The following is a 24214-nucleotide window of genomic DNA, read 5'->3' on the forward strand; positions in this document are numbered from 1 at the left end:
CTTCAACTGGATGCTTTTGATGTAATTTATGTATAGCAGTTATAGTAACTGAGTTTCTTTTATGACAGCGTATCATTCTTCTCTAATGTGTTCATTTAGAAAAAAATAAAGTGCATGGCTAGTGACGATATCATTTTTTACCTATAGCTTTTATACATCCTAAAAGCCTTGAAGCCATTCAGCTGCTGGGTTTCTGTTCCCCTTTTTCATTTAGCTTACATATTTTCTAATAAATCTATGAATCTCCTAAACATTTCTACCTAGATAAATTGTCAGAATTATTACAGAGAAGGTGACAATTCTACTTATATCGCCCTTTAATATTAAAACTATGTTACAAAATGTCGTAATTTGGAATTAGATGTTTACTTTTCCTGTCAGGATTGATAGACTCACAGTTGTGAATAAAACAAGTTATGGAAAGGGAGAAAGAACATGCTAAAGAAAGCAAATCGTACAGTTATGAATATGGGGTTAGCAGCATTACTTGTTCCCGCTGCCCTAACATTTAGCACAACTTCAGCAAGTGCAAATGACGGAGGCGCTGCACCAGCACCCGTACAAGAAAAGGTAACGCCAAGCGTACCTCAACAACAAGCAACTACTACTACTAATCAAAAAGTCATCGTAAACGTGAGTGCGTTAAATATTCGTCAAGGAGCTAGCTTTTCATCTCCAGTCGTTGGAACTGCAACACAAGGCCAAGAGTTTGCTATTTTAAAAGAAGCAAACGGCTTAGTTGAAATTGCACCAAACAAATGGATTTCAAAAAGCTCAAGCTACGTAACAATTGCATCAGGTAAACCAAGCACAACAAGCCAAGTAAAAGGTGTAAGCACATCAACTCCTTCTACTTCTACAGCATCTGCATCTACATCTGCAGCAAAAGAAACAAGCACACCAGCACCTGCTCCAACAACAAGCACGGCTTCTGGAAGCACAGTAAATGTTGCACGTAGTTTAGTAGGATCACCTTACCAATGGGCAGGAAACACACCAAGCGGATTTGACTGCTCAGGCTTTATCGCATACGTGTTCAACCATAGCGGTCACAGCATTTCACGTACAAGCGTAGCAAACTACTGGAACATGGCGACAAAAATTTCGTCTCCACAACCAGGCGATCTAGTATTCTTCCAAAACACATACACGAGCGGCCCATCTCACATGGGAATCTACATCGGAAACGGCCAAATGATTCATGCTGGTTCACACGGTGTAGCAGTAGCTGACCTAGATGTTTCTTACTATCAAGATCATTTCTTAGGATACGGACGCTTCTAAGAAAAAAATGCCCTCCAATCGTTAGATACGTTCTAACGATTGGAGGGCATTTACTTTTTATCGCTGCGCGACAGAAAGAGCCTTTTCAATCCGCGTTTGAAATTTATTTTTCCAGTCTTCCGCAAGTTCAGAAACTTCTAACGCTCGCTTCATCCCTTCTACATCTTTTGAATGATGGAAATATAAATCAAGCGTGAACCAAACGGATACTTGGTCTGGATGGGCTTGAATTAATTTCACTTCCGCGTCTTTCGTAATTGTGCCTTCTTTCAACACGCGGCAAAGGTAGCCGGTATAGCTTGTCTCAATCATTCGTTTTAAAAGACCTTTAACGCCTGTTCTCTTTGTAATCGTGTCGCATGGATTTCGACCTTGCGTCACTTGAATAACAGCGTCCCCCACTTGATAAACGTCTCCAATGCATACGTCTTTTTCAACCATGCCCGCTAAGACAAGATTTTCTCCAAACGCAGACATCGGCAGCTCCGTATCAAATTCTTCGTTCCATTTTTTGTAGTGTTCATACGGATACACGCACACCGCACGATCCGGTCCGCCGTGATACTTTAAATTCGCAACGCCGTCGCCTTGAAACCCTTCTTTTGCTAAAAAGGTCTCGTCTACTTGCTTCTTGCATATGCCTGTGCGCATTTCTTTGTCAGGACTGTATGCCATTTGTTCAGGCATGCCGGTTGCTAAATGAATTATTTTACGTTGATTCATTCGTACCTCTCCCTTCCCCGTTTTCCCTTACTAATTACGTCATATTTTACCACATTTTAAAGATGGCGCTCTTATTTTTTGTGTATTCCACTAAAATCTTGGCAATATCATGAAAGTTTAAAAAATATTTCACAATTATATTAAAAATATCTTCATTTCCTCTTTTTCTTTTGTTCGAAATGATTTAAGATAGTAGAGGCTGTCGAAATATAAGTTATTATGTCAGTTCTGCATGTTTTTTTACATATTAGCACATAGTAAATATTATTTTACACTTACGTCATTTTTTACAATGGCCTAAAAAATTTTGCCCATTTTTAACAAAATTGGCGTAGAAGTTCCGTTTTTGTATAAAATAGAGGCCGATTTGCATAGTCATTTCTATGCACGTCCCTCTTTTATAAATATAGAATACATGTAAGGAGAAAAGTAAATGTCAATTTTAATGGGAATTATCGGGATTGTAATTATCTTAGCAGTTGCATTCCTCATGTCAAACGACAAAAAACTTATCAACTACAAAGGCATCGCAGTCATGCTGGTTATTCAGCTTGCTATCTCTGCTTTTATGATGAATACATCGATTGGTCGCAAGGTGCTTGACTTTATCACAAGTGTATTTACAAAGATCTTATCATTTGGTAACGACGGAATTTCGTTCGTGTTTGGAGATCTTGCAGGAAAAGGCATTTTCTTTATCCAAACGTTAGTTATGATTGTATTCGTTTCAGCATTATTAAGTATTTTAAACTACTCTCGTATTTTACCCTTTGGGATCAAATATATCGGAGGACTTGTTTCAAAAATTACCGGACTTCCCCAAATTGAAAGCTTCACAGCGGTGAATGCGATGATTTTTGGTGATACAACGGCGCTAATTGCGGTGAAAAACCACATCGGAGGTTTAACACCAAACCGTTTATTTATCGTTACAACAACATCTTTAGTATCCGTTTCTTGTTCGATTCTAGGCGCATACATGCAGATGATCCCGGCTGAATACGTATTAATTGCCCTTCCGCTAAACGTATTCTCTGGTTTAATCGTTTCTTCTATCGTTGCACCTGTAAAAGTGGAAGATGAAAACGAAGTCGATATTAAAGCGCCTGCTAAGCAAGGCACGCTGTTTGAAGCAATCGGTGACGGAGCACTAGACGGCGGACGCGTTGCGTTAATCGTAGCAGCAATGCTTGTTACATACGTTGGTCTTTTAGCATTAGTGAACTACGTATTAAATGGCGTAATCGGATTAACGGTTCAAGACATTTTAGGCTATATCTTCTACCCAATTGCCTTTATCATGGGTATCCCGGCAGACGAACTAATGAGAGCCGGCGGCGTAATGGGAACAAAAGTAGTAGCAAACGAATTCGTTGCCATGCTTGACTTCCAAAAAATGATGCCTAACCTTTCTGAAAAAACGATTGGTATCGTATCAGCTTACTTAATCTCATTTGCCAACTTCAGCTCAATTGGTATCGTTCTTGGTACGATCCAAGCAATCAACGGGGAACAAGCTTCACGCGTTGCGAAGTTTGGTTTGAAAATGCTGCTAGTCGCAACAATGGGATCGATTTTAACAGGTATTATGGTTGGATTGTTTATTTAATGAGGAAAGCACTCACTTTTAGTGAGTGCTTTTTTGTTGGGGGTGGTTCTTTTTGGGTTATATCTGGAGCGTTTCTACAATGTTGAAATTTATTAAATATCTCTGTTGACATACTCCGAGTTATCGGCACTATTATCAAATGCTTTTTATCTTCATTCTAATAACATTTAAATTAGTTTTACATAATGGATTAAAGCAATATCTCTTATCCAATAAAAAGACAGCTTGCTTTATCAGCAAACTGCCTTTTTTGTAATGACCCGTCCGGGATTCGAACCCGTGTTACCTTTTTAAAAGGATAATCTCTTGACCACTTGGCCAACGGACCAGATAAAATTATAAAATGGCAGAGAAGAAGGGATTCGAACCCTCGCACCGCGTTAACGATCTACTCCCTTAGCAGGGGAGCCCCTTGAGCCACTTGGGTACTTCTCTGTATGGATTTCCCACTGAGATACTGTGGAATAATAGTAGGCCTAAGTGGACTTAAACCACCAACCTCACGCTTATCAGAATTGGGCTCTACCAAAATGAGCTACTTCCCGTTTATGGCGCGCCCGAGAGGAGTCGAACCCCTAACCTTTTGATCCGTAGTCAAACGCTCTATCCAATTGAGCTACGGGCGCTTCCTAAAATGGTGCGGATGAAGGGACTTGAACCCCCACGTCATAAGACACTAGATCCTAAGTCTAGCGCGTCTGCCAATTCCGCCACATCCGCATGTGAAAAATGGTTGCGGGGACAGGATTTGAACCTGCGACCTTCGGGTTATGAGCCCGACGAGCTACCGAACTGCTCCACCCCGCGATAATAACAAAGATATAATGGAAGAGGAAGAGGGATTCGAACCCCCGCGGGCTTTGACACCCCTGTCGGTTTTCAAGACCGATCCCTTCAGCCAGACTTGGGTATTCCTCCATATGTCAGGTTCAATGGTGGACCTTGTAGGACTCGAACCTACGACCGGACGGTTATGAGCCGTCTGCTCTAACCAGCTGAGCTAAAGGTCTTTTCTAAGCTCTCTATTAGAATGTAGAGACGGCAAAAGGTATTGCAGACCTTGACCTTACCACTTGACTATGCCACCAATAATCATGGAAAGGATTTACAGTCAGTCGTGTTTATCTGTATGCTACTCCTTCATATAAAACATGGACTAGTAATTAAATAATTGATATCTGTTTTGTTACCAACAAAAATTATTTTACCTTATAATTTCGTAGAAGTCAACATCTATGTAAATTGTGTTTTAATACTTAATTTTGCAATTATTAATTAGGAACATACACCTAAATAAAGAAAACTCTGTAACAAGAATCATGATTCTTGTTACAGAGTTTTCTTTATAAAAAGGTTTGCGTAATCGCATTTTCTAAATCTCTTGTAGAAGATTTTAGGTATCGTTTTGTAACATTCACATCAGAATGGCCTGCTAATTCAGCAACTGTTGCAATATCTATCCCTTTCTTAACTAACTCATGACAGAAAGTATGGCGTAATTTATGGGGATTTACATTATATTTTTTTAACATGTACTGAACCGTACGTGCAGACATTCTTCTATCAAAATTAGAGACAAATAAAGCTTCATGATTAGAATCAAGTGAATCAATATATTTCTTTAAACTATTCCTTGCTTCTGTAGAAAGAGGAACAAATCGCTTTTTACATCCTTTAGCATTACGGATAATTAAAAAACCGTCAGATTTGTTAATCTCTACGTCTTTACGATTCAAAGCACAAATCTCTGATACCCGAATCCCTGTATGTAATAAAGTATATACAATAGCAATATCACGAAGATTTCCCTGTTGCTTTACTTCAGCTAAAAGACGGTCAAGCTCACTTGCTTCTAATGACTGTGGTACAACCTCGTTATTTTTCTCTTTTCGTTTACGTTCAATATTTTGAACAATTTCTGGTTTTTCAAGAAAGCGTGCAAAAACGCTAATTGTTACAAAAGCTTTTTCTATAGTCGACGCACTTTTATTATTAGATTCAAGGTTAATCATATAAGTTTGGACATTATTTCTTGTTACTTGATCTAAATGTTCACCTTTACTTAGAAGCCATTCATGAAATTGGTTTAGCACTGCTCGATAGGTTTTAATCGTATTATCAGATTTGCCTGATTCTATTAACCATTGGCTAAAGTCATCAATCAACGGAATAACTTCTAGGCTATTTTTTTTCACTCTAAATCCTCCTACATATACTAATAAATTACGTAAAACATAACATTTAATTTCGTAGAAATCAATTTAAACGAAATTAATATACAAAAAAACAGCCCATCATTGATATGATGGGCTGTTTTTTGCCTGACAACGTCCTACTCTCACGAGGACAAAGTCCCCACTACCATTGGCGCTAGAGAACTTAACTTCCGTGTTCGATATGGGAACGGGTGTGACCTCTCTGCTATCGCCACCAGACCTATTAAAGATAGTTTTCTTAACACTAAATAAAAATTACTAAGTAAAAACACCGTGCACCCGTCATTGACATGATCAAATAAGCGTTACTTGTACAGTTAGCTCGACCGGGTTGTGCTGCAACACACAGAAGAATCTACTTATGGCTGCTTCCTTCCGGACCTGACCATGTTCATAGGTTTCTGTTGTGCAGGACCTAGTTGTCAACACCACTTGTCCAAGTCAGACCTTACCTGACTCATACCTCTGTTAGGAATTAAACCCTGCTAAGGCGGATTGCAGGTTACAGGGCACCGCCATCTCCCCGTCTAGCACGGTATGTATAGTTAAGGGATTCCCACCTATGTCGTCCTCCCAATCTGTTTTGTGAACCCGCGATCTCGCAGGTGGGTTTCCGCATATTAACGTTCCAGCAATCCTGTGTCAAAGACAGGCATGGCATCCGTCAACAAATGTAGGAATCCCAAATAAACAGTACGGTTCAAAACAAATAGGGCATAACGTACATCGTAGGATAAGTATTTAATGTGTTTATTGATGATATAGATTATCCTACAATAAAATTTCGTAGAAGTCAACATAAACGAAAAAACAACTTCTAACCTGCAATGTTTTCTTATTTGCTTGATTTACTGCTGTTGGGAAGGGATTTCTTTGAAAGATGGAAGTTATAAGGAGTCGTGTTTCATTATATTGAGTCCTTCATTTAAAAGTAAAGTTCATTACGGTTAGATTTTTATACATCCTTGATCTAACAACACTTTTCTAATGTGGTTATTTTTTCTTCTTATCCCCTCTCCATAAAAATGAGAGAAAAATAAAAAAAGCCTACATAAAACGGCTTTTTTATTCTAAGAGTAAATTATTGTTCTGCTAGTTCAGATATAGAAACACTTTGCTTATTACTTGGTTCATCCAGGTTATGAATTGTAGCTACCCCATTTTGTTGGTCTACATGCTCAATGTAAATGCTTTTCCCGTTATATGTTACATTGGCCATGTCGACTGAATCGGCAATTTCTTGTGCTCTTTGTGCATCCATCTTTATCTAGCCTCCTTTTTATTTATGACAGTGAAAGTATTTGTTTTTAATTAATTTTTATGCCTCTAATTCCTCTATATAAAATCAATTTTAATTTTTCAAATGAGACATGAAGCAATAAAAAAACTATCTCCTTTATTATTTGAGATAGCTTTTTATTTTATTATACGGTTTAATCTTCTTCTGGAATCTTAATTAAAATGGCCATAGCTATTGTTGCCAAAAATATAACCCCTAAAGTTAGCAATAGACTCGTACTCATATGCCTCATCTACCCTTCTCTCTTGATCCCTATAATTCCATTTTAGCAGAGGAAATTAGTTAATAAAACTGGAAATGATAGCGTTTTACCAAAATTTTTATACATGTTAAAATAATGTAGTTGTTTTAACTCAACCGATGTATTCAATTTTTAGCTTGAGTCGAGCAAGCTACCTCTTTCCTATTTTGGGGTAGCCCTTTTTTTATCGTAATAAAATAAAATTTTGTTTTGGATCTATTTCTTCCTACCCTCGGTTTACATTCGTTATTTATGAATCTGTTCAATCTCTTCTTCTGTAAGCTCCGTTAATTCAGATATTGTTTGATTATCCATACCTTTTTGTAGCATTCTTAACGCTACTCTCTTAATAGCTCTTTTTTTCCCTTGTTTTTCAGCTTTTTTTAATGTCAATGTTTCATCTACTTGGAATTCCTGGTTTACTTCGTAAGTCACTAACATTTGTGGATCCTTAGTTACACGTGCCCATTCATTCATCGCATTTTTCAACGTTTGATCATTCTCCATTGCAACTTCCTCCAAAAATGAGTAAAATCTTCATCTCTTGACATATTAAACAACAGTAATTGTTTTACTAATTATGTGTCCTTTTTACGATCCTATTCTCACTTATTCCAAAATCAAATTAATCCCATAGAGCTTGTCCGTCCACCCTAAAACTAAAAAAGAAAAATTACTGCATTAGGTAAGGTGTAGGTAGTAATGTAAGATGTGCTCGGTTGTTTATATGCTGGGGTTCGCCTAGTGGCAAATAGGGCTTTGATTCAGAAGCAACTAACAATTTATTTATTTAATTTATATGTTTTTTCTTATAGTTGTACATATTAAAAACAATACTAGGTGAAAGCGAGATGAGATAAGTAATGTCAAAACAAGGGATACAGAAAAAGAATCAGACAAGAGAGCAAGTAGAAAAGCAAGATAAAAGAAATGATGTTGAATTAGGGAATGAATTTCAAACTGGCAACACAAGTTCCCAGAGCCAGAAAAAAAGTGGACGCCAAGTAAATAAAAAATAAATTTAACCTTTCGAGGATAATAAGAAACCTCAGTTCAAATGTATGACTTGAACTGAGGTTTCTTTTTTAGAGTGAAGAAGACTTATGTGAAAAAGAGGCACCAAGCTAAAAAGAATTTGAATTCTATTATGAAAACAGAATTCAAATAAAAAGAAAGTATCTCACATTAGATAATCGTTAAGTATTATAACAAAATAAAAAAGTGTAGCTTAACATAACCATTCTTTCCGAAACTTATAATAAAAACATTTTTTTATGAATACGATATTATCTTATATCTCTTTTTATATTTACCTTCAAATTTTCTAACCTGATTCTCTGTATAAAAGTGTGCTACTTTATATCCGTCGTTATTATAGGCTTCTGCGATTCTAAGAGGTTGTTTAACATCTTTTGGATAGTAGGTCGGCATTATGGTCGATATAAGATTATAAGTTAGAACGCCTGTATCTTTGCTTTTTTCACGATTTAGTACATAAAGTCCTTTAAATATCGCTTCAAATCGTCCAGAAGAAGTTTTAGCGTATGCAAATAGCGCGATCTTCTGATTCAGCTGATACATTCTTTTTTGAAAGTAGGCTTCGTTCTCTTCTGGAATTGTATTATATTCAATAAATATTTCCTCATTTTCAAGAAGTTGATTGTTCCAAGTTTCATTAGGGAAAAATTTTAATCTTTTAATATCTGTATCTTCTTCAAATTTGTGCGGGGCTCCACTTTTTTGAATTCCGTGAGCATAGCCAGCTCCAAACACATTGCAACAGTCTGCAACTAACCGTAAAGAAACATTGTCATCAGCATCTATATATCCTTGTTCAATATAAGTATTTGGATCGTATTCCTTCTCCACATCCCATGGAATAAACCATTTTTCCTTTGTTAGCAGATTAATTTTTTCTACTATCTGGTCAATCTTTTCGTGAATCTTTTCAAAAGATTGAGTAGCATCTATTCTAATAAATTCACAATCTAACGCATTTACAATATCATTTTTTCTAATTTCATCCATTGTTTGATTTATATCGTTCTTATGATGGGCTTCATCAATCTCAACAGCCAAATTAAACTGTGGAAAATATAAATCAATTAATCCGTATTCGACCTTTTGGTTTTTATTTGAACGTACTACATACTGTTGAGTATTTATTTTTATATCGTAATTATCAAGCAAATGCCAGATCCTTGTAATGATATAATTCTCATCGTTTTTTTTATTTGTTTTCGCTAATTGTCTTTTAATATAGTCATATTTGTTCATTACTTTTCTAGATCCTCTCTTTTTCCTCTGCTGTAGCACTATAAAAATGAATGCCTAAATAACCATATCCAAACGAGGAAGGGAGTGCAACTCTTTTGATGAACTGTATACTGGGTCTTACCTTTACAATTCCTCTCTCTTGTTGCTATAAGTTTCTGCTAAGTATTTTGATATACATACTTACACACTATTTTCAATATTTATATATTGGTAAAATAATTTATATATACAAAAATTAACCACGAAACATATCAAGGCTTAATTTCAGGATAATAAGTCCTTATTAATGTATATTAAGCAGTTTGATCTAACCTATTATTAAAATAAGGAAATTTAATATTGTAATATAACTATTTATATGTAAAGATTAAACATGCATTATAAATACATAATAAATGCATGTTTAATGGTACAGGAGGAAATGCACTAAAATGAAAAAATTTTTTAAGATTGGCTGTTTAGGATTTATTATTCTGATTGCACTTATTGTAGTAATTGCTGTCGTAGCATCAGGTGGAGACGATAGTGGTTCTGGATCTAGTTCTAACTCTTCAAAATCAGAAGAACAAAAAGCTCATAAAGTGGGAGACACTTTTACAGTAGATGATAAAGCGGAAGTTTCTGTAACAAAAGTAGAGGAAAGAGAACAAGTTGGAAACCAATATGCAAACAAAAAAGCTTCTGAAGGCGGTACACTTGTTGCTATTCAATGGACTGTTAAAAACATCTCTGACAAACCATTAGGTGCTTTTTCAACCCCAACAATTAACCTCGTTGATGAAAAAGGGACAAAATACGACGCTGATATTGATGCAACATCAAATTATGCAGTTGAAACTAACATTGATGACTCTAAGATTGCAAGTGATTTAAATCCAGGTATCAAAGTTACGGATGTTGACGTATTTGAGGTTTCAAAAGATAGTTATGCAAAAGGTAAATGGTACATTGAAATAAACGGAAGTAAAGTTCAAATTAAATAATACTTTTCCATACAGTAAAAGCTCACTAAACGTTCAACATTTAGTGAGCTTTTTATGTTTATACTATTATCTATATCCGTGAGAGAGTATATTGGGAAACAGTCTTTTTTCTGCAGAAAATGTTGAATATTAACGGGATATCATATACTGTTTCAGACAAATGCAATCTGTGCACCGAAATTATAAATAGAGTCCTTTAATATAAATAGAAGCGATATTCTTAGCAATTTGTTCTACAGGATGCTCATACTCATTACGAACAATTTCCCAAAGGTACATTTCATTAGTGAAAAACCACCCTCTTGCTACTAGCTCATTATGTACATCTTTACGGGCTAATCCATTGCGCTGCACATAGGCAATGTCTTCTGAAATTCGTTGAATAAACTTTTCCCGAATGTTCTTCCATTTCTCTGAAACGAGAGGAGAAATACAGATTTGAAATATTCCCACCTAACACTCTGTCTGCAACTTCTTCACTGGTTGCATTTGAAAAATTCGCGTGTCTTGAATACCGGCTTTTTGGAGTTCCTGTTTAAAGGATTCTCCTTTTTTTAGTTTTCATAATTAACAAATCTATACTAACTCTACTCATTCATAATTGCCAAAAGTTCATATCCATATGAACCGCGTTTTTCTTTTAACAAACCTAAGATTAAAAGTGGAATCAATTGATTTCTCCTCATAAAATGGGATTAATTTTGCTTTACTTACTTTCATTAATAGTAGAGACATTAATAGAAAACTCCTCAAAACTTACTTGTCCCAAGGCAAACTTCATACTTTCAACAAATATACGTTCATTTTTAGTTAGTTCACGCTTTGCTTGCTTTTCAATCCATTCATGCTCAATGTCCAAAACATCTAACACATGCTTTTGTTTTGAAAAAGCCTCATAGTATCTTAATCCAAACTTTCTTTGGAAAACGGCATCAATATGAATGCCATCTGGATTTGCTGTTAAGCCTTTTGATGTTACAAAATAACAATTTTTTTCAGTATGGGCAACTTTAGATAATATCTGGTTTATTTGTTTATATTCTACGGCGCTTTTTCCAAATCCGACGTCTCCAAGGTAATGCCCCAACTCACCGATAATAATGGGGATATCTGGTGCATTCAATTCTTCTCTCAAATGTTTAAATAACGAAAGCAATTTATCTTCATACGTCTTATAACGTTCTCCGTAACTGTCACTTTCTCCTTGATGCCACAGAATTCCCACTAACTCGCTTGTTTCCGTTGCGAATTTTGCTTCAGAAATCGCGTGTCTTGTTAATAGTCCGTCAATTGTCCATTCATCAATTGAGCTTCCTCCCTCGGCACATGGTATGACCCCAATGGACTCGCCCGGATGATCCTCTGTCCAAGCTTGGGCAAAAGAGGCTGCTGGCCCAACGCCAGATATGTGACGATCGAAATTAAGTGGTTCTGCCATCGTTTGCCATCTACCGTTTCTCAACATCTTTATATGCTCATTATAAATCGGCGGTACATCCTCAATAAATCCTCTGCCTGCCATATTTGATTGTCCAATTAATAATATAGATTTCATAGAAATACCTTCTTTCTCTTCCATGTTGATCCCTTTTTAAAATTTGCGCGTGCTTATACTTATAGAATTAGTTACACTTTGATATATAGCTTAATTAATGGCTTCAAGAGCTTGTTTCAAATAATCCATTTCGGAGGTTATATCATCTATCTGTTGGTTTAACTGACTTACTTTATTAAGAGTATTCTGTGCATCCAATAAATTAATTTCTAACATCAAACGGCTTGCTTCACTCTCAAGTTCCAATCTCTTTGCAAATAATACCTCGTGCTTTTTGATAATTTCAGATTTTAAATTCTTACTATTGGTTTCTTCCATACTTCTACCTCACTAACTTGTAATAACAGTATTTTATTGAGATGTAAATTTCCCTATATAATTTAATAATTACCTACAGGGAGGTTTATGACATAGTTAAAGTTGCCTTTTTCACTTAAAGGAAAACCACATTTATTTCACATTTACATAAGCTAAATAATAAGAACCAATTAAAATAAATTCCATTATTCACTTTCCTTGGACGGCCTTCATAAGCTCTTGGTGTTGGCATTCAGATACATACTGAGCATTCAGAAGCTTCCCTAACTATCAAAAATAAACGAAAAATTCCATAATAAGGGAAAATTTAAACCATTTTGTTTTTTTTGCAGGAAAAGAAAGCGAAGTATATAAAGATAACAGTATGCATCAAAAAGTGTTGAGAACATTTTATCATCATTTTCTATCAGCACGAGAGCAATAATTTGAGAAAAGAGCTTATATCAGTCCGTGTCTTAAGTATGCCTATTATATAGAATGGGTTACTTAGTAAATAAGGGAAGGTGATTTATATGTTAGGGGAAGAAGATTTAAAAGTAAATTGTATATCAGCTGCTATAGGTTTACTAATCCAACATAATATCATCACTCACCAGGAACTGGACAAACTAACTAAAACAAATTATCACGTTTTTTATCATTTTCTCATGGATAAGCTAATTGAAGAAGAGTTTAGTAAGGATAGGGTTGTACAAACATAAGTGCTTCAACAAAAAAAGAAGCGCAAGATCCAAAGCAGGAATCTCCTATTTCAAATGTAATTCGTATAGGGCTCCTTACATATTAGACATATATAATATGTAAGGGCTTTCTTATTCAACAAAGCCTCCTATAGTTTAAATGTATTTCTTCACAGTCTATCATTTTAAAAGTCATTTTATCAAAGGAAGTCTGCCAATATTGTTACAAAAAAGTCCTCTCCTCGTTTCAGGAAAAGAACTTATATGCAGTGAACTTTATAAGCTACTTCCAAGTCTGATCTAGTTTATCTGAATAGAAATGTAAGGCTTTTTTATAACTTAGTATTTCATCGTTATTTGTCGTATTTAGTAAGCATTTCAGTATCAGTTCCATCGCTTTGCTATGCTCTTTTAAATTGTATAAGGTCATAGAATAAAACACTTTAATTACATGATTATCTGGGAATAATTCCATCCCTTTTAAAAATGTCTCTTTTGACTTTTCATACTCCCCCAAGGCTCTATATGTGCTGCCCAATCCTAATACTGCACCTTCCATATCCTTAGAAGGTAATCCTATCTTTATGGCATTTTCGTAAAAGGGCACTGCTTTTTCTTCTTCTCCTAATAGGTCAAAGCTCCAAGCACATTGATAGTTATATAAAGCATCGTCTGGACATTCCTTAACTAATTCACTTAGCAATTCGTTAGATTCTTTGTGATTTCCATTCTTTCGTAACGCTAATGCTTCATCTAGTTTGTTATTCATTATCTAAATCTCCAGCCCTTCTTTTTCCCACTACTTATCTCTTAACATCCTTCCATATCCAGAAATTCAGCGTATTCGTACACTTTATCGATATCTATTTCTTATTTTAACTATCCTTGATGCTTAATTTTTAAAGGCTAACCCATTGGCCTGCAAAGCTGCTCTAAGTTTAGGTAAAGAAGCAGGACCCATACCATGAAATTGTAATATCTCTTTTTCACTAAATTTTGATAGCTGATGCAAAGAAGTTATCCCGTTGTTTTCTAATGCTCGTCTTGCTGGTGCTGATAGCACGGAAAGAAATCCATTGTCAGGTTTGCGTTCTTGCTCACAGGTTGGGCAGGTCGGACAGTTACTGCTTTTATAATATTTGTGTCCTTTATGACAGATTCTTAGATTTCCTTTTTGGGTTTTCATTTTTAACCTCTCCTTTTCTCAAGAATTTTTTTAGCTTTTATCCCCTGCCACTTCTTCAATGGATGGTTTATGAAGGAACAAAACATCCTACGTACAGTAAACTAATTATTATTAAATGCTTGTTAGTCTCGTTTCAGATAGTGTAGCTCCATTACAAATCATGCTAACACCTTACATGTTTGCGTTTAAAACCAAGCCGTCCTCTATCTATATCCTTTTGAATGTTTTCGGAAGCAAGAAGAATACTACTTTTTTTCTTATCCTTCTTAACTTCGACTGGACCTACTGCCTTTGCCGTTTCAAGCGCCTTCTCATGAAATGGCAAATATGAAACACCGACTGTATAGATAAAATTATTCATAGCCGCTTTCGTTCGATCTGGAGAATCGTGAATCGTATTTTTCACTTGATTAAGCATATCGGCAATCTTGCTTGTGCTAAATTCATCGTCAGGACGATTACCCAAAAGCCAGCAGTAACAACTCCAACCTGCCGACATTTTAAGTTCTTCACCGCTTGCCACCCATCTATCAGCAACAGCTTGCGCAAAATCAGTTTCTGACAAAGTTACCGCAACTACATAATCGGATAGCATGTAGAAATACGCTTTATCAATCCAACGCTCAAAATCCTCCGCAGTCATCTCTGTTGGGTCTGCAATGATACCAGCAAAATACATAGCGTCATAATTGCCAGACGCATAGAGCTGCTCAGCTAAAGCCTGGTTTTTCTTGATTTTCTTTGCAATCGGCTTCATTTTTCCTGTTGCCACTCCAAAAAGCGGATCGTGTGCACCATTGTTTATGTAAGTCTTTTTAATTCGTTCCGTACCAAGCGCTTCAAGTTCTTTCATAACCATTTCAAAATCCACCGTTCTGTACCCTCCTTCTTCTCCGTTCATAATCTGCTTTTTATTTCCGCCAAAAAGTTGAACAGTCTTTTTTATCTAAAATATTAAACTCGATTATTTTTTTAAGTAATTCATAGTTTACTGGCTCAGTCCATAGAATTCGAAACAGGCCTTTGGTAGCGCTGTATCCAGCCTGAGCAATGTCATGTTTAAAGTGCGCAACGCCTGTTTCTTCAGGCGAAACGCTCAAATGATGTTTCGCTGAGGCAAAGCCGATGATGAATGTTCCATGATCAGTAAACATTGGCGTATTCCATTTGATTTGTGGTTCCAAATTCGGAAAAGTATTAGCAATCCAAGCCAAAACTTCCTCTATTCGGTCACGGTGGTCAGGGCTATCTATACGCGCTAAATATTCTGCAAAAGCTTCCATAGCATTTTCTCCTTAAATAATTTTTTTTATCTACTCTACTTTTATACAAATCGAACATCAATCGTTCATTTAACCTTATTTCATTTTTAACTCAAATACATTAACAATTTATATTAGCCATGTTTTAAATAAAATGTACTAATCATTTAATCCTTTTCCATTAAGAATATTCGGAATGCATTTTTCGACTCTTGATTGTCGAGTTTTAGATTGTTTGGCCGCAGAAAAATAAAGAATATATGCTCTTTGCCGTCCTGGAGTCAATGTAGTAAAAGCATCTTTTAGAGCAGGTATATCATCAAATTTATGCTGTAGCTCTTCAGGAATAATCAGTTCTTCAGGCTTTTTAGCTTTGACTTTTAATCCAGCTTTTTCTACCTCAATAGCCTCATAAATATAAGCTTTCAACATAGCCTCCTTTTCAACTATTTCTTGCACATTGGTAAAGCGAATTTGCCGCGCTCCTTGTACATTCTCCGTTTGTTGGATTAAAACACCATGAGAATCTCGTAACAGAGCACCTTTAGGAAACAGCAGCGCACAGTATTCTTTAAATCCATGCATTAAAACAATGTTTTTTTCCTCAAACGTGTAACAAGGATTCATCCATTTAAAATCTTCGGTCAGCTCACAGTCAAGAACAATCTTTCTCAACGTCTCATATTCTTCTTTCCACTTTTTAGCTTTAGTTAAAAATTCATCAACCTTAGGATTCATTTTGCTATTTGTCATCAAAGAACACTCCTATTCAATTTTTTAATCTGTGGCTCTAGCAGCCATACAGGCAACCTTTAATTCATTTAATGGTGTTACTATTCTTCAAATATAGGAAATGCCCTTCTTCAATTGACTTGATAGTTATTAAAATTATAAACATTTCAAGTAGGTTCGCTCACTATACAAAGCGAACATCGATTAGTTCACTTAACCGCATGTAATCCATAAAGATAAATAAATTACTAAGAGCATCAACAAACTGAATAAATCCTGTCTCTGTTACGCATTGACCCTCCTTATATGCACTTGTTAATTCGTATGTAAAGATTCAATCGTTACCCCTCTAGGAGTACAGCTTTAATAATTTTTGATGGAGCAAATTATTTGCATCGTTCGTTTCAACAAAATATTCTAATTGCCATTTTTGTGTTTCCATAGCTTGTGTGCTAGTTGGTTTATCCCATATCGGATACACTCTAATAGCCATCTTACCTTTTGTGGTAGCCGTTTTAAGGATTTTTTGTTTTAAAAGAACTTCTTTCGGAAAAATGAATTGCCCAAATCTATTTGTACTAGTGAAGGTATTAATAACTAATAGATCGGTAGCTTTTCCATACGAAAAGGCTTGGTTTTTATGAGTCGCATCTTTTTCCCAAAAGGATACAAACTGCCCTACCTTGTTAGGGGTAGTTTTCGCCACCCTAAATCGTACAGATTTTGAATTTAACTGAAAGGTACCAGCTCCATAATCTGAATTCTGAGCTTCTTCTCGAATAGCTTTTATAGCGAAGTGATTGGGTTTATAAAAGTTCTCATTTACATAGGTTAACGCCTCATAAAATTCCATTGTTTTTACCCCTTATGTTTATAACTCTCTTCAATTAATAATACGTGGTTTGTATTTCTTCCCTCGAAATCGCGTCTGAATATCTTAAATATTCCAAAATGTTATAGCAAAGCTATCCTCGTCTTATAACACCTCTTGATCCCTCAAGCATTTCTACCCTCTTAATATGGTTGATATGCTACATATTAACCTCATTTTTTTACTTTGGTTCGCAATCTCTTTGTATTACTGAAATACTTGGAGGTTCAGTTGGAACCACATCAATTATATGATTTAAAGCATGTATTCCATAGTGTTTAAACGGGCCAAGATGTATATCGTCAGCTATGGTACCAACTTCAATAAAATCTAGATATCTGGACTTTGAATAAGCTGCAAAAGCGCTTCCTTTATACATTTCATACTTATCTATTACAGTAAAACTTTCGTTTCTAACAGAGTATGCAATGTACCAATCAAATGTAAGGCGAATTATAGGCAGGAAGTTAGGATTTATTTTATCTTGAATATGGTCTTTCTATGATCCTGCTTTATACGTTTCAAGCGCAGCTCTATTTTTCTATCTAACATTTTATGTGCGGTTTGGAAAGTTACACATATGAACAGTAAGATAATAGCAATAATTATAGCGTCTGGCACTTGAAAGCAAAAACATAATACTGCTAAAAGAAAGGATATAGTACAAGTAAAGTTGATTATCCATTTTCTATTTCTATGAGCTTGAAGACTTTTTTCAAGCAGCTGCTTTTGTCCTTCTTCCCTTTTTATATCTTCTGAATTATTGAGTGTAGAGTTCAATTTTATTTCTCCTTAGAAACTAATTTTATATAATTTTTATCTTGGTTATCTTTTCCCTTTAAGATGATAGTATAATTGGATGTTCTTAAAGAGAAAGCCAAATTTAATTAATCGTTTTGGCAAGCGCGTAGGCTTCTTTCGCGCTGATTATAATATCCTCCAACAAGCTCATCTTCTCCTCTTCTTCAACGTTTGCGTTTAATAGAAAAAAATAAAGCACGGAATACCTTCATGTCGGTGCATATGACGACTCTATTTGGCAGCTATTCTTAATCTATCCAACGAAACTATGAAAAAAGAACATTCGTTCTCTATATTATACAAGAACAAACGTTCTCTTTTCAACAAAAACTCTAAAGTTTTCCGAATTATTCCTATGAATAACGTCGAATTTATTATTAAAAAAGAAATACTTTCTATACATGGAGAAAGATATGGAGATAACGAAAATAAATAAACATAAGAAAATGTTCTAAAAAGCAAAAATTTCAGAATGAAATAATCAACAAAATTTGCCATAATAAGTGAAGTGAGGAGGTGTATTATGTTTCGATTGTATGGAGCCTTAATTGGACTTAGTTTCATTTGGGGTTTATCTTTTGTATTTATGAAGTGGCTGCTCCCCTCAGCTGGAATATGGGGAATTGTATTTTTTCGTTGTCTAGCAGGTGCTATCATCTTGCTCCCGTTTCTGTGGTGGAAGCGTAGAAAAGTTAAAGAGAAACTACCCTGGAAGGCGTTGATTGTTGTTGGTATATTTAACTGTGGTTTGGCGTGGGGATTAATTTCCTTAAGCGAAACTGAGATAAACAGCACAACTGCCTCCATTCTAAATGCGACCACTCCAATCTGGACAGGTCTTATCGGATTTATTCTTTTTTCTTATCGACTTACCGGACGTCAGTGGATCGGTATTCTTATCGGTTTTTTCGGGATACTCGTCCTTATGGATTTTCAATTTGGTCAGATTTTCGGGAAAGGGTTTGTCGGAATTGGAACAATGCTTGTTGCTTGTATCTGCTATGGGCTTGCTGGGCAGTTAACAAAGCGGTTTTTGTCTGGGGTGAGCGTATTAACTATAACAACCTTCACCTTACTAACAGGTGCTATCATCGGTTTAATTGGAATGTTGTTTACTGAACCATTCAAATCAGATCTGTTGATTCATCCACTTCCGCTTCTGGCAATTGTGGGCCTTGGCTGTTTTGGCTCAGGATTAGGTCAGTTAATCTATTTTTATATCAATAAAAATGGTGGCCCTGAATTAGCAGCGACGGTTACTTACCTGATCCCTGCCTCGGCCATGGTCTGGGGTTATTTACTACTGGGAGAGACAATTACTCCAAGTGTCATTGTTGGACTACTTATTATCTTTGCTGGTGTTTATCTTTCATCTAGGAAATCAAAAGGTAAAACTCCGCATGTCACTCTTGTTAGCAATAAACAAAATTAAGTAAGTAGATTTTATAATGTGAGTCTTTAAAGTTATCTATGAGAGAGGAATTAAGAAACTGAAGGACTACAGAATATGATATATTTCAAATAGAATTCATCATATGTAGTGATAAAACGTAATTCTAGTTGTTCAATCTTGTTTAAAAGGCAGCCAAACAGAGGGCTGCCTTTTTTTATTTCAACGCAGAAAATAATTTTAAAATTCAGTGCTAGTTATCCCATACAACATAACATCACACAAAAACGCTGAATTTATAGATGTAGCAGATTCGAGATATTCCCACCTAACACTCTGTCTGCAACTTCTCCACTAGATGTATGACGCTTAACGGCCTGTAAATTTAAATATGGATCTCCATATGGAAAATCTGAACTAAATAACGTTCTTTCAGGTATCTCTTTTATAGCCAAAGACAAGGCGTATGTTGTATAAAATGCAGATATATCTAAGTAAGCATTTTTAGTGTCTTTTATCGTCTCTATCGTTTGCAGCCAATAAATTCCGCCCATATGCCCGTATATCACCGGCACATTTTCATATTTTTGAGTGAGAAGAAATAACTCCTGGATATCCTTTAAGTTCAAAGGATTAAAAGTATGTACCCAGATAGGCAAAGACATATAGTCACTTGCTGCTTTAAATATAGGTTCTAACAATGGAATTTGACCTGAACCAAGAGTGAATTCTCCGAGACCTTTCATCTTTTGGTCTTTGACAAGTTTCTCTACCCAGTCATTTAGAGTGACATCACCCGGAGAATAAGAAAGAGGAACTGAACCAAATCCTACAAACCTATTTGGATATTGCTTAATCGCACCGCTTACTTCTTCTATCGCATTTAAGCGTGCTTGTACGGGATTCACCTCATTATTTAGAATTTGATTTAATTTGTTCATTTCGGTTGTAAATTCTTTAACGTTGCTGCTTTTTTCTGGATGTACAAGAGTAGAAAACAATACGGTTTTATCTATTCCACTTTCATCCATCGTTTTAATATGTTTCTCTATTGGTAAAACCACATGTGCATGACTATCAACAATCATTTTGTTTCTCCTTTTCATTTCTTTCGTAAAAGACTTCATTAGCGACAGTCAAAATCGTATTTAAAGCTACAGGAAATCCAGCATAAATAACCATCTGTAACATTGCTTCTAAAATTTCTTCCTGTGTCCATCCAACATTCAACGCCCCGTTTATATAAAATTTCAGCTGTTCCGTATTGCCTAATGCAGTTAGGCCAGCCACTGCAGCAAGAAGGCGTGACTTTAAGTCTAAACCTGGTCTCGAGAAAATTTGTCCGTAATTAAACTCTACAGCTAACTTTCCTAAATCAGGGAGAGCTGACTGTTCAAAGCCTGCCATTATATCCTTGTAGTTCTCTGGATCAATCTTAGCTAATATATCTAATCCTCGTTGAAAGTTATCTGTATGTGTTCTCATTACATATTACTTCCTTTCTTATTCATTAAATTCCCTATCATTTTTTTAGGAATGTTCATTGGAATTAAAGAACAAAAGCTAATGGCTATCATCAGTATGGCTATGGCACACACTCCATGCCACTCCCATTTACTCCATGCAAGTAAACCCACATAAGATCCTAGAGAACCTCCTAAAAATGTGGAAACCATATATAACCCATTTAATCGACTTCTCTTTTCTTCTCCTAGTTGGAAAATAGTAAACTGACAGGCAACTTGATTCGCTTGAGTCCCTACCGTTATTAGTAGAGCTCCCAAAATTAATCCAGGCAACCAGTACCCTCCCCGTATAAGACCTATAAACGCAAGTAAAGATATGGACATACACAAAAGACTTGCAAACTTTGCCCCTTTTATATCAATTAAATGTCCGATAATCGGCGTAGCAAACGCTCCCGCTATTCCGACTAACCCTATTACCCCCACCATGTCACTTCCATACGAATAGGGATGTGTATGTAATAAAAAGACAAGCGTGGTCCAAAATGCGCTAAAAGAACAAAACATCATTCCCTGACTTACACATGCTTGTTGCAGGGCACTTTCTTTTATAAACAGCGGACCTAACGACATGAGCAAGTGTTTATAACTGGTCCCCTTTCCTCCTTTACTTTTTGGAAAATAGACGTAAACTAACAAAATCATAAAAAGTGTAGCCACAGCGGACGTCCAATACACCGTTCGCCATCCAAAATGTACATCAATAAAACCACTAGCAAGCCGAGCGCCTAAAATACCACAAACTAATCCAATGGCGACATTTCCTAAAACTTTTCCTCTATTATGATCTGAAGCGATATTTGCAGCCAATGGAACAATAATTTGAGGAACAACCGTTACGATTCCTAAAGCTAAACTTGTAACCATCATCCACGTTTTGTTGATAGATAAAGCGTTTAAAGTGAGAACAATACATATAGCGAATAATAAAAACAAAATCATTTTTTTTCGTTCAAAGATGTCTCCCAACGGTACTATCAAAAGATTTCCTAGTGCGTATCCAATTTGAGCTAAAGTAGCTATAATGCCTATACTAGCCGCTGAAACATGAAAACTGGCGGACATGCTTACTAAAAGGGTTTGATTTAAATAGACATTAGCTACTGTAAATCCACAAACTGTAGCCATTAAAAGTACTAATCCTTTTGATAAATCAGACGTCTTTTTGCTATCTTTTACTATCATCTGTTTCACCTCCCTTACCTAGATCATAAAATAAGGATTATAATGGTAATAGGAGTCTAGTTATACTAGTAGTAAAAGTACTACCTACACAAAGGAGTAAAAGCATGGTAAGCGACAAAGAAAGAAGAAAAGAATTAGGAGATTTTCTTAAGATAAGACGAGCACGATTGTCTCCAAAAGATTTTAATTTGCCTATTGGACCGAGAAGAAGAGCTAAAGGATTACGTAGAGAAGAAGTTTCTCAACTAGCAGGAGTCGGCATAACTTGGTATACGTGGCTGGAACAAGGACGAGATATACAAGTATCTTCCGAAGTATTAGAAGCCATATCCCGTATTTTCAAATTAAACAAAGAAGAAATGGAGCATTTATTTTTATTAGGCAATCAGCCGCTTCCATCTGCAACCGTGCAGAATGAAAGAGAAAATATAGATCGTGTTGTCAAAAATCTATTAAGTCAATTAGGCCATTGCCCTGCCTATGTAACAGATGAAAAACTTAATATCGTAGACTGGAATAAAGCTGCTGTAATGGTATTTGGGGATTTTAACGAGATGGATGAGCGAAACCGCAATGCAGTGTGGCGCTGCTTCACTTCCAAAGAATATCAAAATCTTTTTCAAAATTGGGAAGATCATGCCCAACGACTAATTGCCCAATTCCGCCTAGCTTACACGCGCTTTGTCGGAGATGAGTGGTTTAAAGCTATGATTAGTGAACTTAGCGAGAAAAGCCCTCAGTTTTATGAGTGGTGGTCTAATCATGAAGTTTTAGGTACACCGTGTGGAAAAAAGACCATTATTCACCCTTTAGCAGGAAAAATGATTATGGATCATATTACGCTCCAAGTGTATGATGCGCCCGAATTAAAAGTGACTGTTTATCAGCCTCGTCAGGAGAATGAAACAGAAGAGAAGATGGAACAGTTACTGAGGTAATAGTATTACTGTATATATTCATAGTGTTAATTACTAGAAGCCCATGTACTGCTGATAAGTACATAGGTTTCTTCTTTTTAAGTTCACATAAGATAAATTATAAAAACCAATTTATTTCAGGAGAAAGGGGCCATTCATGATCTAATATAATAGTAAGCGCATAGAGTTAGTTTATAGATAGAGTAAAATCGAATGAGAATCAGTCGCAGCATAACGAATTGTATCTTCCGGGTTCTAAAAAGAAGTAAACAAAGGTAAATAAAAAAGAGAAGATTTTAACCTTCTCTTTTTACCACATATATTCTACAGTTTCAAAGTTAATTATTTAATTAACAACAGCTGTTATCCATTCCTACCAATACAAATCCTGCACCTTGAGGACCTTCTTGAACATCAAGTGTAAGACCTTGAGTTGTAGATAGTACTGTATTTTCAATGGCTACTTGAATACCGTTGATTTCTTGGACTGTATCATCCTCAGTAGGTTGGTCTAATGATAAACCTACTTGAGGTCCACAGCATCCAGCACCTTCAGAGTAAAATCGAATGCCTTTAGCTCCTTGTTCAGCGAATACATCTTCTAACATCCTTTTAGCTCCATCTGTGATATTCATCTAATCTCTCCCTACCTTCAATTATATTTATTAGTTAAGCTTCTGGAAATAAACGTTGAAGTGAAGCTTTCATTTCAGGTTTTACATTAATTTTAGCACGAGCTGCTTTTGCTTTTTCTTCAGCTTCTGCAATGGAATCAACTTCTCCAAGTGCTAACAGAGTTCCAATTGCAATCGTACCAGTACGGTTACTTCCTCCTGCACAATGGAAATAAATCTTTTTCCCTTCCTTGTACGATTTTATTACTTCATTAATTGCATTTTGAATAGATTCATCTTGGTTTTCTGCATCATCTACAATTGGGGTATGAACGCGTATTTCTGGAGCATCATGTTCTAATGATTCTGCACGTAAGTCATAAATGACATCTACTTTATCATTTTCCATCATTTCTTTTACATCTGCTGCACCACCGATAAAAATTCGATTGTCAATTAATGATTGATAATTTTTGTTACTCATGTTGTCCACCTCTGTAATTTTAATGTCTGAATCATTTTTAAATTAGGTTACTTCCAACTT

General features: G+C 35.8%; 27 protein-coding genes, 6 tRNA genes, 1 rRNA gene and 2 other RNA genes. 7 read left to right on the plus strand and 29 right to left on the minus strand.

Going from position 1 to position 24214, the window contains the following annotated elements; genetic code table 11:
* Positions 1–435 precede the first annotated feature (435 nt).
* On the plus strand, positions 436–1284 hold the full coding sequence (locus U9R83_RS17720; RefSeq protein WP_048019390.1) for a C40 family peptidase: 849 nt from the start codon (positions 436–438) through the stop codon (positions 1282–1284).
* Between the two features lie 57 nt (positions 1285–1341).
* On the opposite strand, the gene U9R83_RS17725 is transcribed toward U9R83_RS17720, so the two are convergent.
* The gene (locus U9R83_RS17725; protein WP_116740021.1) at positions 1342–2007 is read right to left on the minus strand and encodes an MOSC domain-containing protein; all 666 of its coding nucleotides are present in this window, start codon (positions 2005–2007) and stop codon (positions 1342–1344) included.
* 433 nt (positions 2008–2440) lie between these two features.
* On the opposite strand from U9R83_RS17725, the gene U9R83_RS17730 reads away from it, so the two are divergent.
* Positions 2441–3616 carry a NupC/NupG family nucleoside CNT transporter gene (locus tag U9R83_RS17730; RefSeq protein ID WP_034267114.1) on the plus strand — a complete coding sequence of 392 codons (1176 nt, stop codon included), beginning with the start codon at positions 2441–2443 and terminating at the stop codon, positions 3614–3616.
* A 344-nt stretch (positions 3617–3960) separates the two neighbouring features.
* Here U9R83_RS17730 and U9R83_RS17735 read toward each other — a convergent pair.
* From U9R83_RS17735 to U9R83_RS17790, 12 genes are all read right to left on the minus strand, one after another.
* Positions 3961–4051 (minus strand) — tRNA-Ser (locus U9R83_RS17735).
* 114 nt (positions 4052–4165) lie between these two features.
* A tRNA-Arg gene (locus U9R83_RS17740) sits at positions 4166–4242 on the minus strand.
* 9 nt (positions 4243–4251) lie between these two features.
* A tRNA-Leu gene (locus U9R83_RS17745) sits at positions 4252–4336 on the minus strand.
* A gap of 10 nt (positions 4337–4346) precedes the next feature.
* Positions 4347–4423 (minus strand) — tRNA-Met (locus tag U9R83_RS17750).
* 18 nt (positions 4424–4441) lie between these two features.
* Positions 4442–4534 (minus strand) — tRNA-Ser (locus tag U9R83_RS17755).
* A 15-nt stretch (positions 4535–4549) separates the two neighbouring features.
* Positions 4550–4626, minus strand: a tRNA-Ile gene (locus U9R83_RS17760).
* Positions 4627–4959: 333 nt separating this feature from the next.
* Complete coding sequence (locus U9R83_RS17765) at positions 4960–5811, minus strand: tyrosine-type recombinase/integrase (RefSeq protein WP_182421790.1); 852 nt, start codon at positions 5809–5811, stop codon at positions 4960–4962.
* Positions 5812–5935: 124 nt separating this feature from the next.
* A 5S ribosomal RNA gene (rrf, locus tag U9R83_RS17770) occupies positions 5936–6051 on the minus strand.
* A gap of 52 nt (positions 6052–6103) precedes the next feature.
* Positions 6104–6368: signal recognition particle sRNA large type (ffs, locus tag U9R83_RS17775), an RNA gene on the minus strand.
* 13 nt (positions 6369–6381) lie between these two features.
* Positions 6382–6570, minus strand: a non-coding RNA gene (ssrS, locus tag U9R83_RS17780) — 6S RNA.
* Between the two features lie 343 nt (positions 6571–6913).
* The gene (locus tag U9R83_RS17785) at positions 6914–7093 is read right to left on the minus strand and encodes a small acid-soluble spore protein H (RefSeq protein ID WP_182421789.1); all 180 of its coding nucleotides are present in this window, start codon (positions 7091–7093) and stop codon (positions 6914–6916) included.
* A gap of 526 nt (positions 7094–7619) precedes the next feature.
* Positions 7620–7880 (minus strand): hypothetical protein, encoded by a 261-nt coding sequence (locus U9R83_RS17790; RefSeq protein ID WP_328575338.1) that lies wholly within the window; start codon positions 7878–7880, stop codon positions 7620–7622.
* A 356-nt stretch (positions 7881–8236) separates the two neighbouring features.
* On the opposite strand from U9R83_RS17790, the gene U9R83_RS17795 reads away from it, so the two are divergent.
* Complete coding sequence (locus tag U9R83_RS17795; RefSeq protein ID WP_013058266.1) at positions 8237–8392, plus strand: hypothetical protein; 156 nt, start codon at positions 8237–8239, stop codon at positions 8390–8392.
* Positions 8393–8645: 253 nt separating this feature from the next.
* On the opposite strand, the gene U9R83_RS17800 is transcribed toward U9R83_RS17795, so the two are convergent.
* Entirely contained in the window at positions 8646–9650 is a 1005-nt protein-coding gene (locus U9R83_RS17800) for an AbaSI family restriction endonuclease (protein WP_328575339.1), read from the minus strand.
* Positions 9651–10081: 431 nt separating this feature from the next.
* Here U9R83_RS17800 and U9R83_RS17805 point away from each other — a divergent pair, with 431 nt between their 5' ends.
* Positions 10082–10633, plus strand: coding sequence for a DUF4352 domain-containing protein (locus tag U9R83_RS17805; RefSeq protein WP_182421786.1), 552 nt, complete (start codon positions 10082–10084; stop codon positions 10631–10633).
* 180 nt (positions 10634–10813) lie between these two features.
* On the opposite strand, the gene U9R83_RS17810 is transcribed toward U9R83_RS17805, so the two are convergent.
* From U9R83_RS17810 to U9R83_RS17820, 3 genes are all read right to left on the minus strand, one after another.
* Positions 10814–11086, minus strand: a complete 273-nt coding sequence (locus U9R83_RS17810) for a hypothetical protein (RefSeq protein ID WP_286171479.1) — start codon at positions 11084–11086, stop codon at positions 10814–10816.
* A gap of 253 nt (positions 11087–11339) precedes the next feature.
* Positions 11340–12188: a sialate O-acetylesterase gene (locus tag U9R83_RS17815; protein WP_328575456.1), complete on the minus strand. Its 849-nt coding sequence runs from the start codon at positions 12186–12188 to the stop codon at positions 11340–11342.
* A 90-nt stretch (positions 12189–12278) separates the two neighbouring features.
* Positions 12279–12506 (minus strand): hypothetical protein, encoded by a 228-nt coding sequence (locus U9R83_RS17820; RefSeq protein WP_098626338.1) that lies wholly within the window; start codon positions 12504–12506, stop codon positions 12279–12281.
* 512 nt (positions 12507–13018) lie between these two features.
* On the opposite strand from U9R83_RS17820, the gene U9R83_RS17825 reads away from it, so the two are divergent.
* Positions 13019–13207 carry a hypothetical protein gene (locus U9R83_RS17825; RefSeq protein ID WP_014458940.1) on the plus strand — a complete coding sequence of 63 codons (189 nt, stop codon included), beginning with the start codon at positions 13019–13021 and terminating at the stop codon, positions 13205–13207.
* 262 nt (positions 13208–13469) lie between these two features.
* On the opposite strand, the gene U9R83_RS17830 is transcribed toward U9R83_RS17825, so the two are convergent.
* The 7 genes from U9R83_RS17830 to U9R83_RS17860 form a co-directional block, all read right to left on the minus strand.
* On the minus strand, positions 13470–13955 hold the full coding sequence (locus tag U9R83_RS17830; protein WP_328575340.1) for a tetratricopeptide repeat protein: 486 nt from the start codon (positions 13953–13955) through the stop codon (positions 13470–13472).
* 123 nt (positions 13956–14078) lie between these two features.
* Positions 14079–14372, minus strand: a complete 294-nt coding sequence (locus U9R83_RS17835; RefSeq protein ID WP_328575341.1) for an RNA polymerase alpha subunit C-terminal domain-containing protein — start codon at positions 14370–14372, stop codon at positions 14079–14081.
* 163 nt (positions 14373–14535) lie between these two features.
* Entirely contained in the window at positions 14536–15243 is a 708-nt protein-coding gene (locus U9R83_RS17840) for a DNA alkylation repair protein (RefSeq protein ID WP_328575342.1), read from the minus strand.
* 40 nt (positions 15244–15283) lie between these two features.
* Positions 15284–15655 (minus strand): iron chaperone, encoded by a 372-nt coding sequence (locus U9R83_RS17845; RefSeq protein ID WP_226555070.1) that lies wholly within the window; start codon positions 15653–15655, stop codon positions 15284–15286.
* A 138-nt stretch (positions 15656–15793) separates the two neighbouring features.
* Positions 15794–16387, minus strand: a complete 594-nt coding sequence (locus tag U9R83_RS17850) for a YdeI/OmpD-associated family protein (protein WP_243549687.1) — start codon at positions 16385–16387, stop codon at positions 15794–15796.
* Positions 16388–16715: 328 nt separating this feature from the next.
* Positions 16716–17219 carry a MepB family protein gene (locus U9R83_RS17855; RefSeq protein WP_243549689.1) on the minus strand — a complete coding sequence of 168 codons (504 nt, stop codon included), beginning with the start codon at positions 17217–17219 and terminating at the stop codon, positions 16716–16718.
* A gap of 492 nt (positions 17220–17711) precedes the next feature.
* The gene (locus U9R83_RS17860; RefSeq protein WP_049165879.1) at positions 17712–18017 is read right to left on the minus strand and encodes a hypothetical protein; all 306 of its coding nucleotides are present in this window, start codon (positions 18015–18017) and stop codon (positions 17712–17714) included.
* 544 nt (positions 18018–18561) lie between these two features.
* On the opposite strand from U9R83_RS17860, the gene U9R83_RS17865 reads away from it, so the two are divergent.
* Positions 18562–19470, plus strand: coding sequence for a DMT family transporter (locus U9R83_RS17865; protein WP_243549691.1), 909 nt, complete (start codon positions 18562–18564; stop codon positions 19468–19470).
* 254 nt (positions 19471–19724) lie between these two features.
* On the opposite strand, the gene U9R83_RS17870 is transcribed toward U9R83_RS17865, so the two are convergent.
* From U9R83_RS17870 to U9R83_RS17880, 3 genes are read right to left on the minus strand one after another with little or no spacing between them, the layout of a single operon-like run.
* Positions 19725–20516, minus strand: a complete 792-nt coding sequence (locus U9R83_RS17870; protein WP_243549693.1) for an amidohydrolase family protein — start codon at positions 20514–20516, stop codon at positions 19725–19727.
* Positions 20506–20913 carry a carboxymuconolactone decarboxylase family protein gene (locus tag U9R83_RS17875; RefSeq protein WP_243549695.1) on the minus strand — a complete coding sequence of 136 codons (408 nt, stop codon included), beginning with the start codon at positions 20911–20913 and terminating at the stop codon, positions 20506–20508. Before U9R83_RS17875 ends, U9R83_RS17870 begins: the two co-directional genes overlap by 11 nt.
* Positions 20913–22139 carry an MFS transporter gene (locus tag U9R83_RS17880; protein ID WP_243549697.1) on the minus strand — a complete coding sequence of 409 codons (1227 nt, stop codon included), beginning with the start codon at positions 22137–22139 and terminating at the stop codon, positions 20913–20915. The genes U9R83_RS17875 and U9R83_RS17880 overlap by 1 nt, the downstream gene beginning before the upstream one ends.
* Positions 22140–22243: 104 nt before the next feature.
* Here U9R83_RS17880 and U9R83_RS17885 point away from each other — a divergent pair, with 104 nt between their 5' ends.
* Positions 22244–23077: a helix-turn-helix transcriptional regulator gene (locus U9R83_RS17885; protein WP_243549699.1), complete on the plus strand. Its 834-nt coding sequence runs from the start codon at positions 22244–22246 to the stop codon at positions 23075–23077.
* A 329-nt stretch (positions 23078–23406) separates the two neighbouring features.
* On the opposite strand, the gene U9R83_RS17890 is transcribed toward U9R83_RS17885, so the two are convergent.
* Together U9R83_RS17890 and U9R83_RS17895 are read right to left on the minus strand one after the other, a co-directional pair.
* Positions 23407–23691, minus strand: a complete 285-nt coding sequence (locus tag U9R83_RS17890; protein WP_116740050.1) for a HesB/IscA family protein — start codon at positions 23689–23691, stop codon at positions 23407–23409.
* Between the two features lie 34 nt (positions 23692–23725).
* A complete protein-coding gene (locus tag U9R83_RS17895; protein ID WP_116740052.1) occupies positions 23726–24154 on the minus strand; it encodes a protein-tyrosine phosphatase family protein in 429 nt (142 codons plus the stop codon).
* Positions 24155–24214 lie beyond the last annotated feature (60 nt).

The sequence above is a fragment of the Priestia sp. LL-8 genome, from assembly GCF_036227845.1.
Classification (GTDB): Bacteria; Bacillota; Bacilli; order Bacillales; family Bacillaceae_H; genus Priestia; species Priestia zanthoxyli.

Excerpts from the sequence above, each read along its gene's own strand:
- U9R83_RS17720 (WP_048019390.1), top strand. The coding sequence starts at position 436 with ATGCTAAAGAAAGCAAATCGTACAGTTATGAATATGGGGTTAGCAGCA.
- U9R83_RS17725 (WP_116740021.1), bottom strand. The coding sequence starts at position 2,007 with ATGAATCAACGTAAAATAATTCATTTAGCAACCGGCATGCCTGAACAA.
- U9R83_RS17730 (WP_034267114.1), top strand. The coding sequence starts at position 2,441 with ATGTCAATTTTAATGGGAATTATCGGGATTGTAATTATCTTAGCAGTT.
- U9R83_RS17785 (WP_182421789.1), bottom strand. The coding sequence starts at position 7,093 with ATGGATGCACAAAGAGCACAAGAAATTGCCGATTCAGTCGACATGGCC.
- U9R83_RS17790 (WP_328575338.1), bottom strand. The coding sequence starts at position 7,880 with ATGGAGAATGATCAAACGTTGAAAAATGCGATGAATGAATGGGCACGT.
- U9R83_RS17795 (WP_013058266.1), top strand. The coding sequence starts at position 8,237 with ATGTCAAAACAAGGGATACAGAAAAAGAATCAGACAAGAGAGCAAGTA.
- U9R83_RS17800 (WP_328575339.1), bottom strand. The coding sequence starts at position 9,650 with ATGAACAAATATGACTATATTAAAAGACAATTAGCGAAAACAAATAAA.
- U9R83_RS17805 (WP_182421786.1), top strand. The coding sequence starts at position 10,082 with ATGAAAAAATTTTTTAAGATTGGCTGTTTAGGATTTATTATTCTGATT.
- U9R83_RS17815 (WP_328575456.1), bottom strand. The coding sequence starts at position 12,188 with ATGAAATCTATATTATTAATTGGACAATCAAATATGGCAGGCAGAGGA.
- U9R83_RS17820 (WP_098626338.1), bottom strand. The coding sequence starts at position 12,506 with ATGGAAGAAACCAATAGTAAGAATTTAAAATCTGAAATTATCAAAAAG.
- U9R83_RS17825 (WP_014458940.1), top strand. The coding sequence starts at position 13,019 with ATGTTAGGGGAAGAAGATTTAAAAGTAAATTGTATATCAGCTGCTATA.
- U9R83_RS17830 (WP_328575340.1), bottom strand. The coding sequence starts at position 13,955 with ATGAATAACAAACTAGATGAAGCATTAGCGTTACGAAAGAATGGAAAT.
- U9R83_RS17835 (WP_328575341.1), bottom strand. The coding sequence starts at position 14,372 with ATGAAAACCCAAAAAGGAAATCTAAGAATCTGTCATAAAGGACACAAA.
- U9R83_RS17845 (WP_226555070.1), bottom strand. The coding sequence starts at position 15,655 with ATGGAAGCTTTTGCAGAATATTTAGCGCGTATAGATAGCCCTGACCAC.
- U9R83_RS17850 (WP_243549687.1), bottom strand. The coding sequence starts at position 16,387 with ATGACAAATAGCAAAATGAATCCTAAGGTTGATGAATTTTTAACTAAA.
- U9R83_RS17855 (WP_243549689.1), bottom strand. The coding sequence starts at position 17,219 with ATGGAATTTTATGAGGCGTTAACCTATGTAAATGAGAACTTTTATAAA.
- U9R83_RS17865 (WP_243549691.1), top strand. The coding sequence starts at position 18,562 with ATGTTTCGATTGTATGGAGCCTTAATTGGACTTAGTTTCATTTGGGGT.
- U9R83_RS17870 (WP_243549693.1), bottom strand. The coding sequence starts at position 20,516 with ATGATTGTTGATAGTCATGCACATGTGGTTTTACCAATAGAGAAACAT.
- U9R83_RS17875 (WP_243549695.1), bottom strand. The coding sequence starts at position 20,913 with ATGAGAACACATACAGATAACTTTCAACGAGGATTAGATATATTAGCT.
- U9R83_RS17880 (WP_243549697.1), bottom strand. The coding sequence starts at position 22,139 with ATGATAGTAAAAGATAGCAAAAAGACGTCTGATTTATCAAAAGGATTA.
- U9R83_RS17885 (WP_243549699.1), top strand. The coding sequence starts at position 22,244 with ATGGTAAGCGACAAAGAAAGAAGAAAAGAATTAGGAGATTTTCTTAAG.
- U9R83_RS17890 (WP_116740050.1), bottom strand. The coding sequence starts at position 23,691 with ATGAATATCACAGATGGAGCTAAAAGGATGTTAGAAGATGTATTCGCT.
- U9R83_RS17895 (WP_116740052.1), bottom strand. The coding sequence starts at position 24,154 with ATGAGTAACAAAAATTATCAATCATTAATTGACAATCGAATTTTTATC.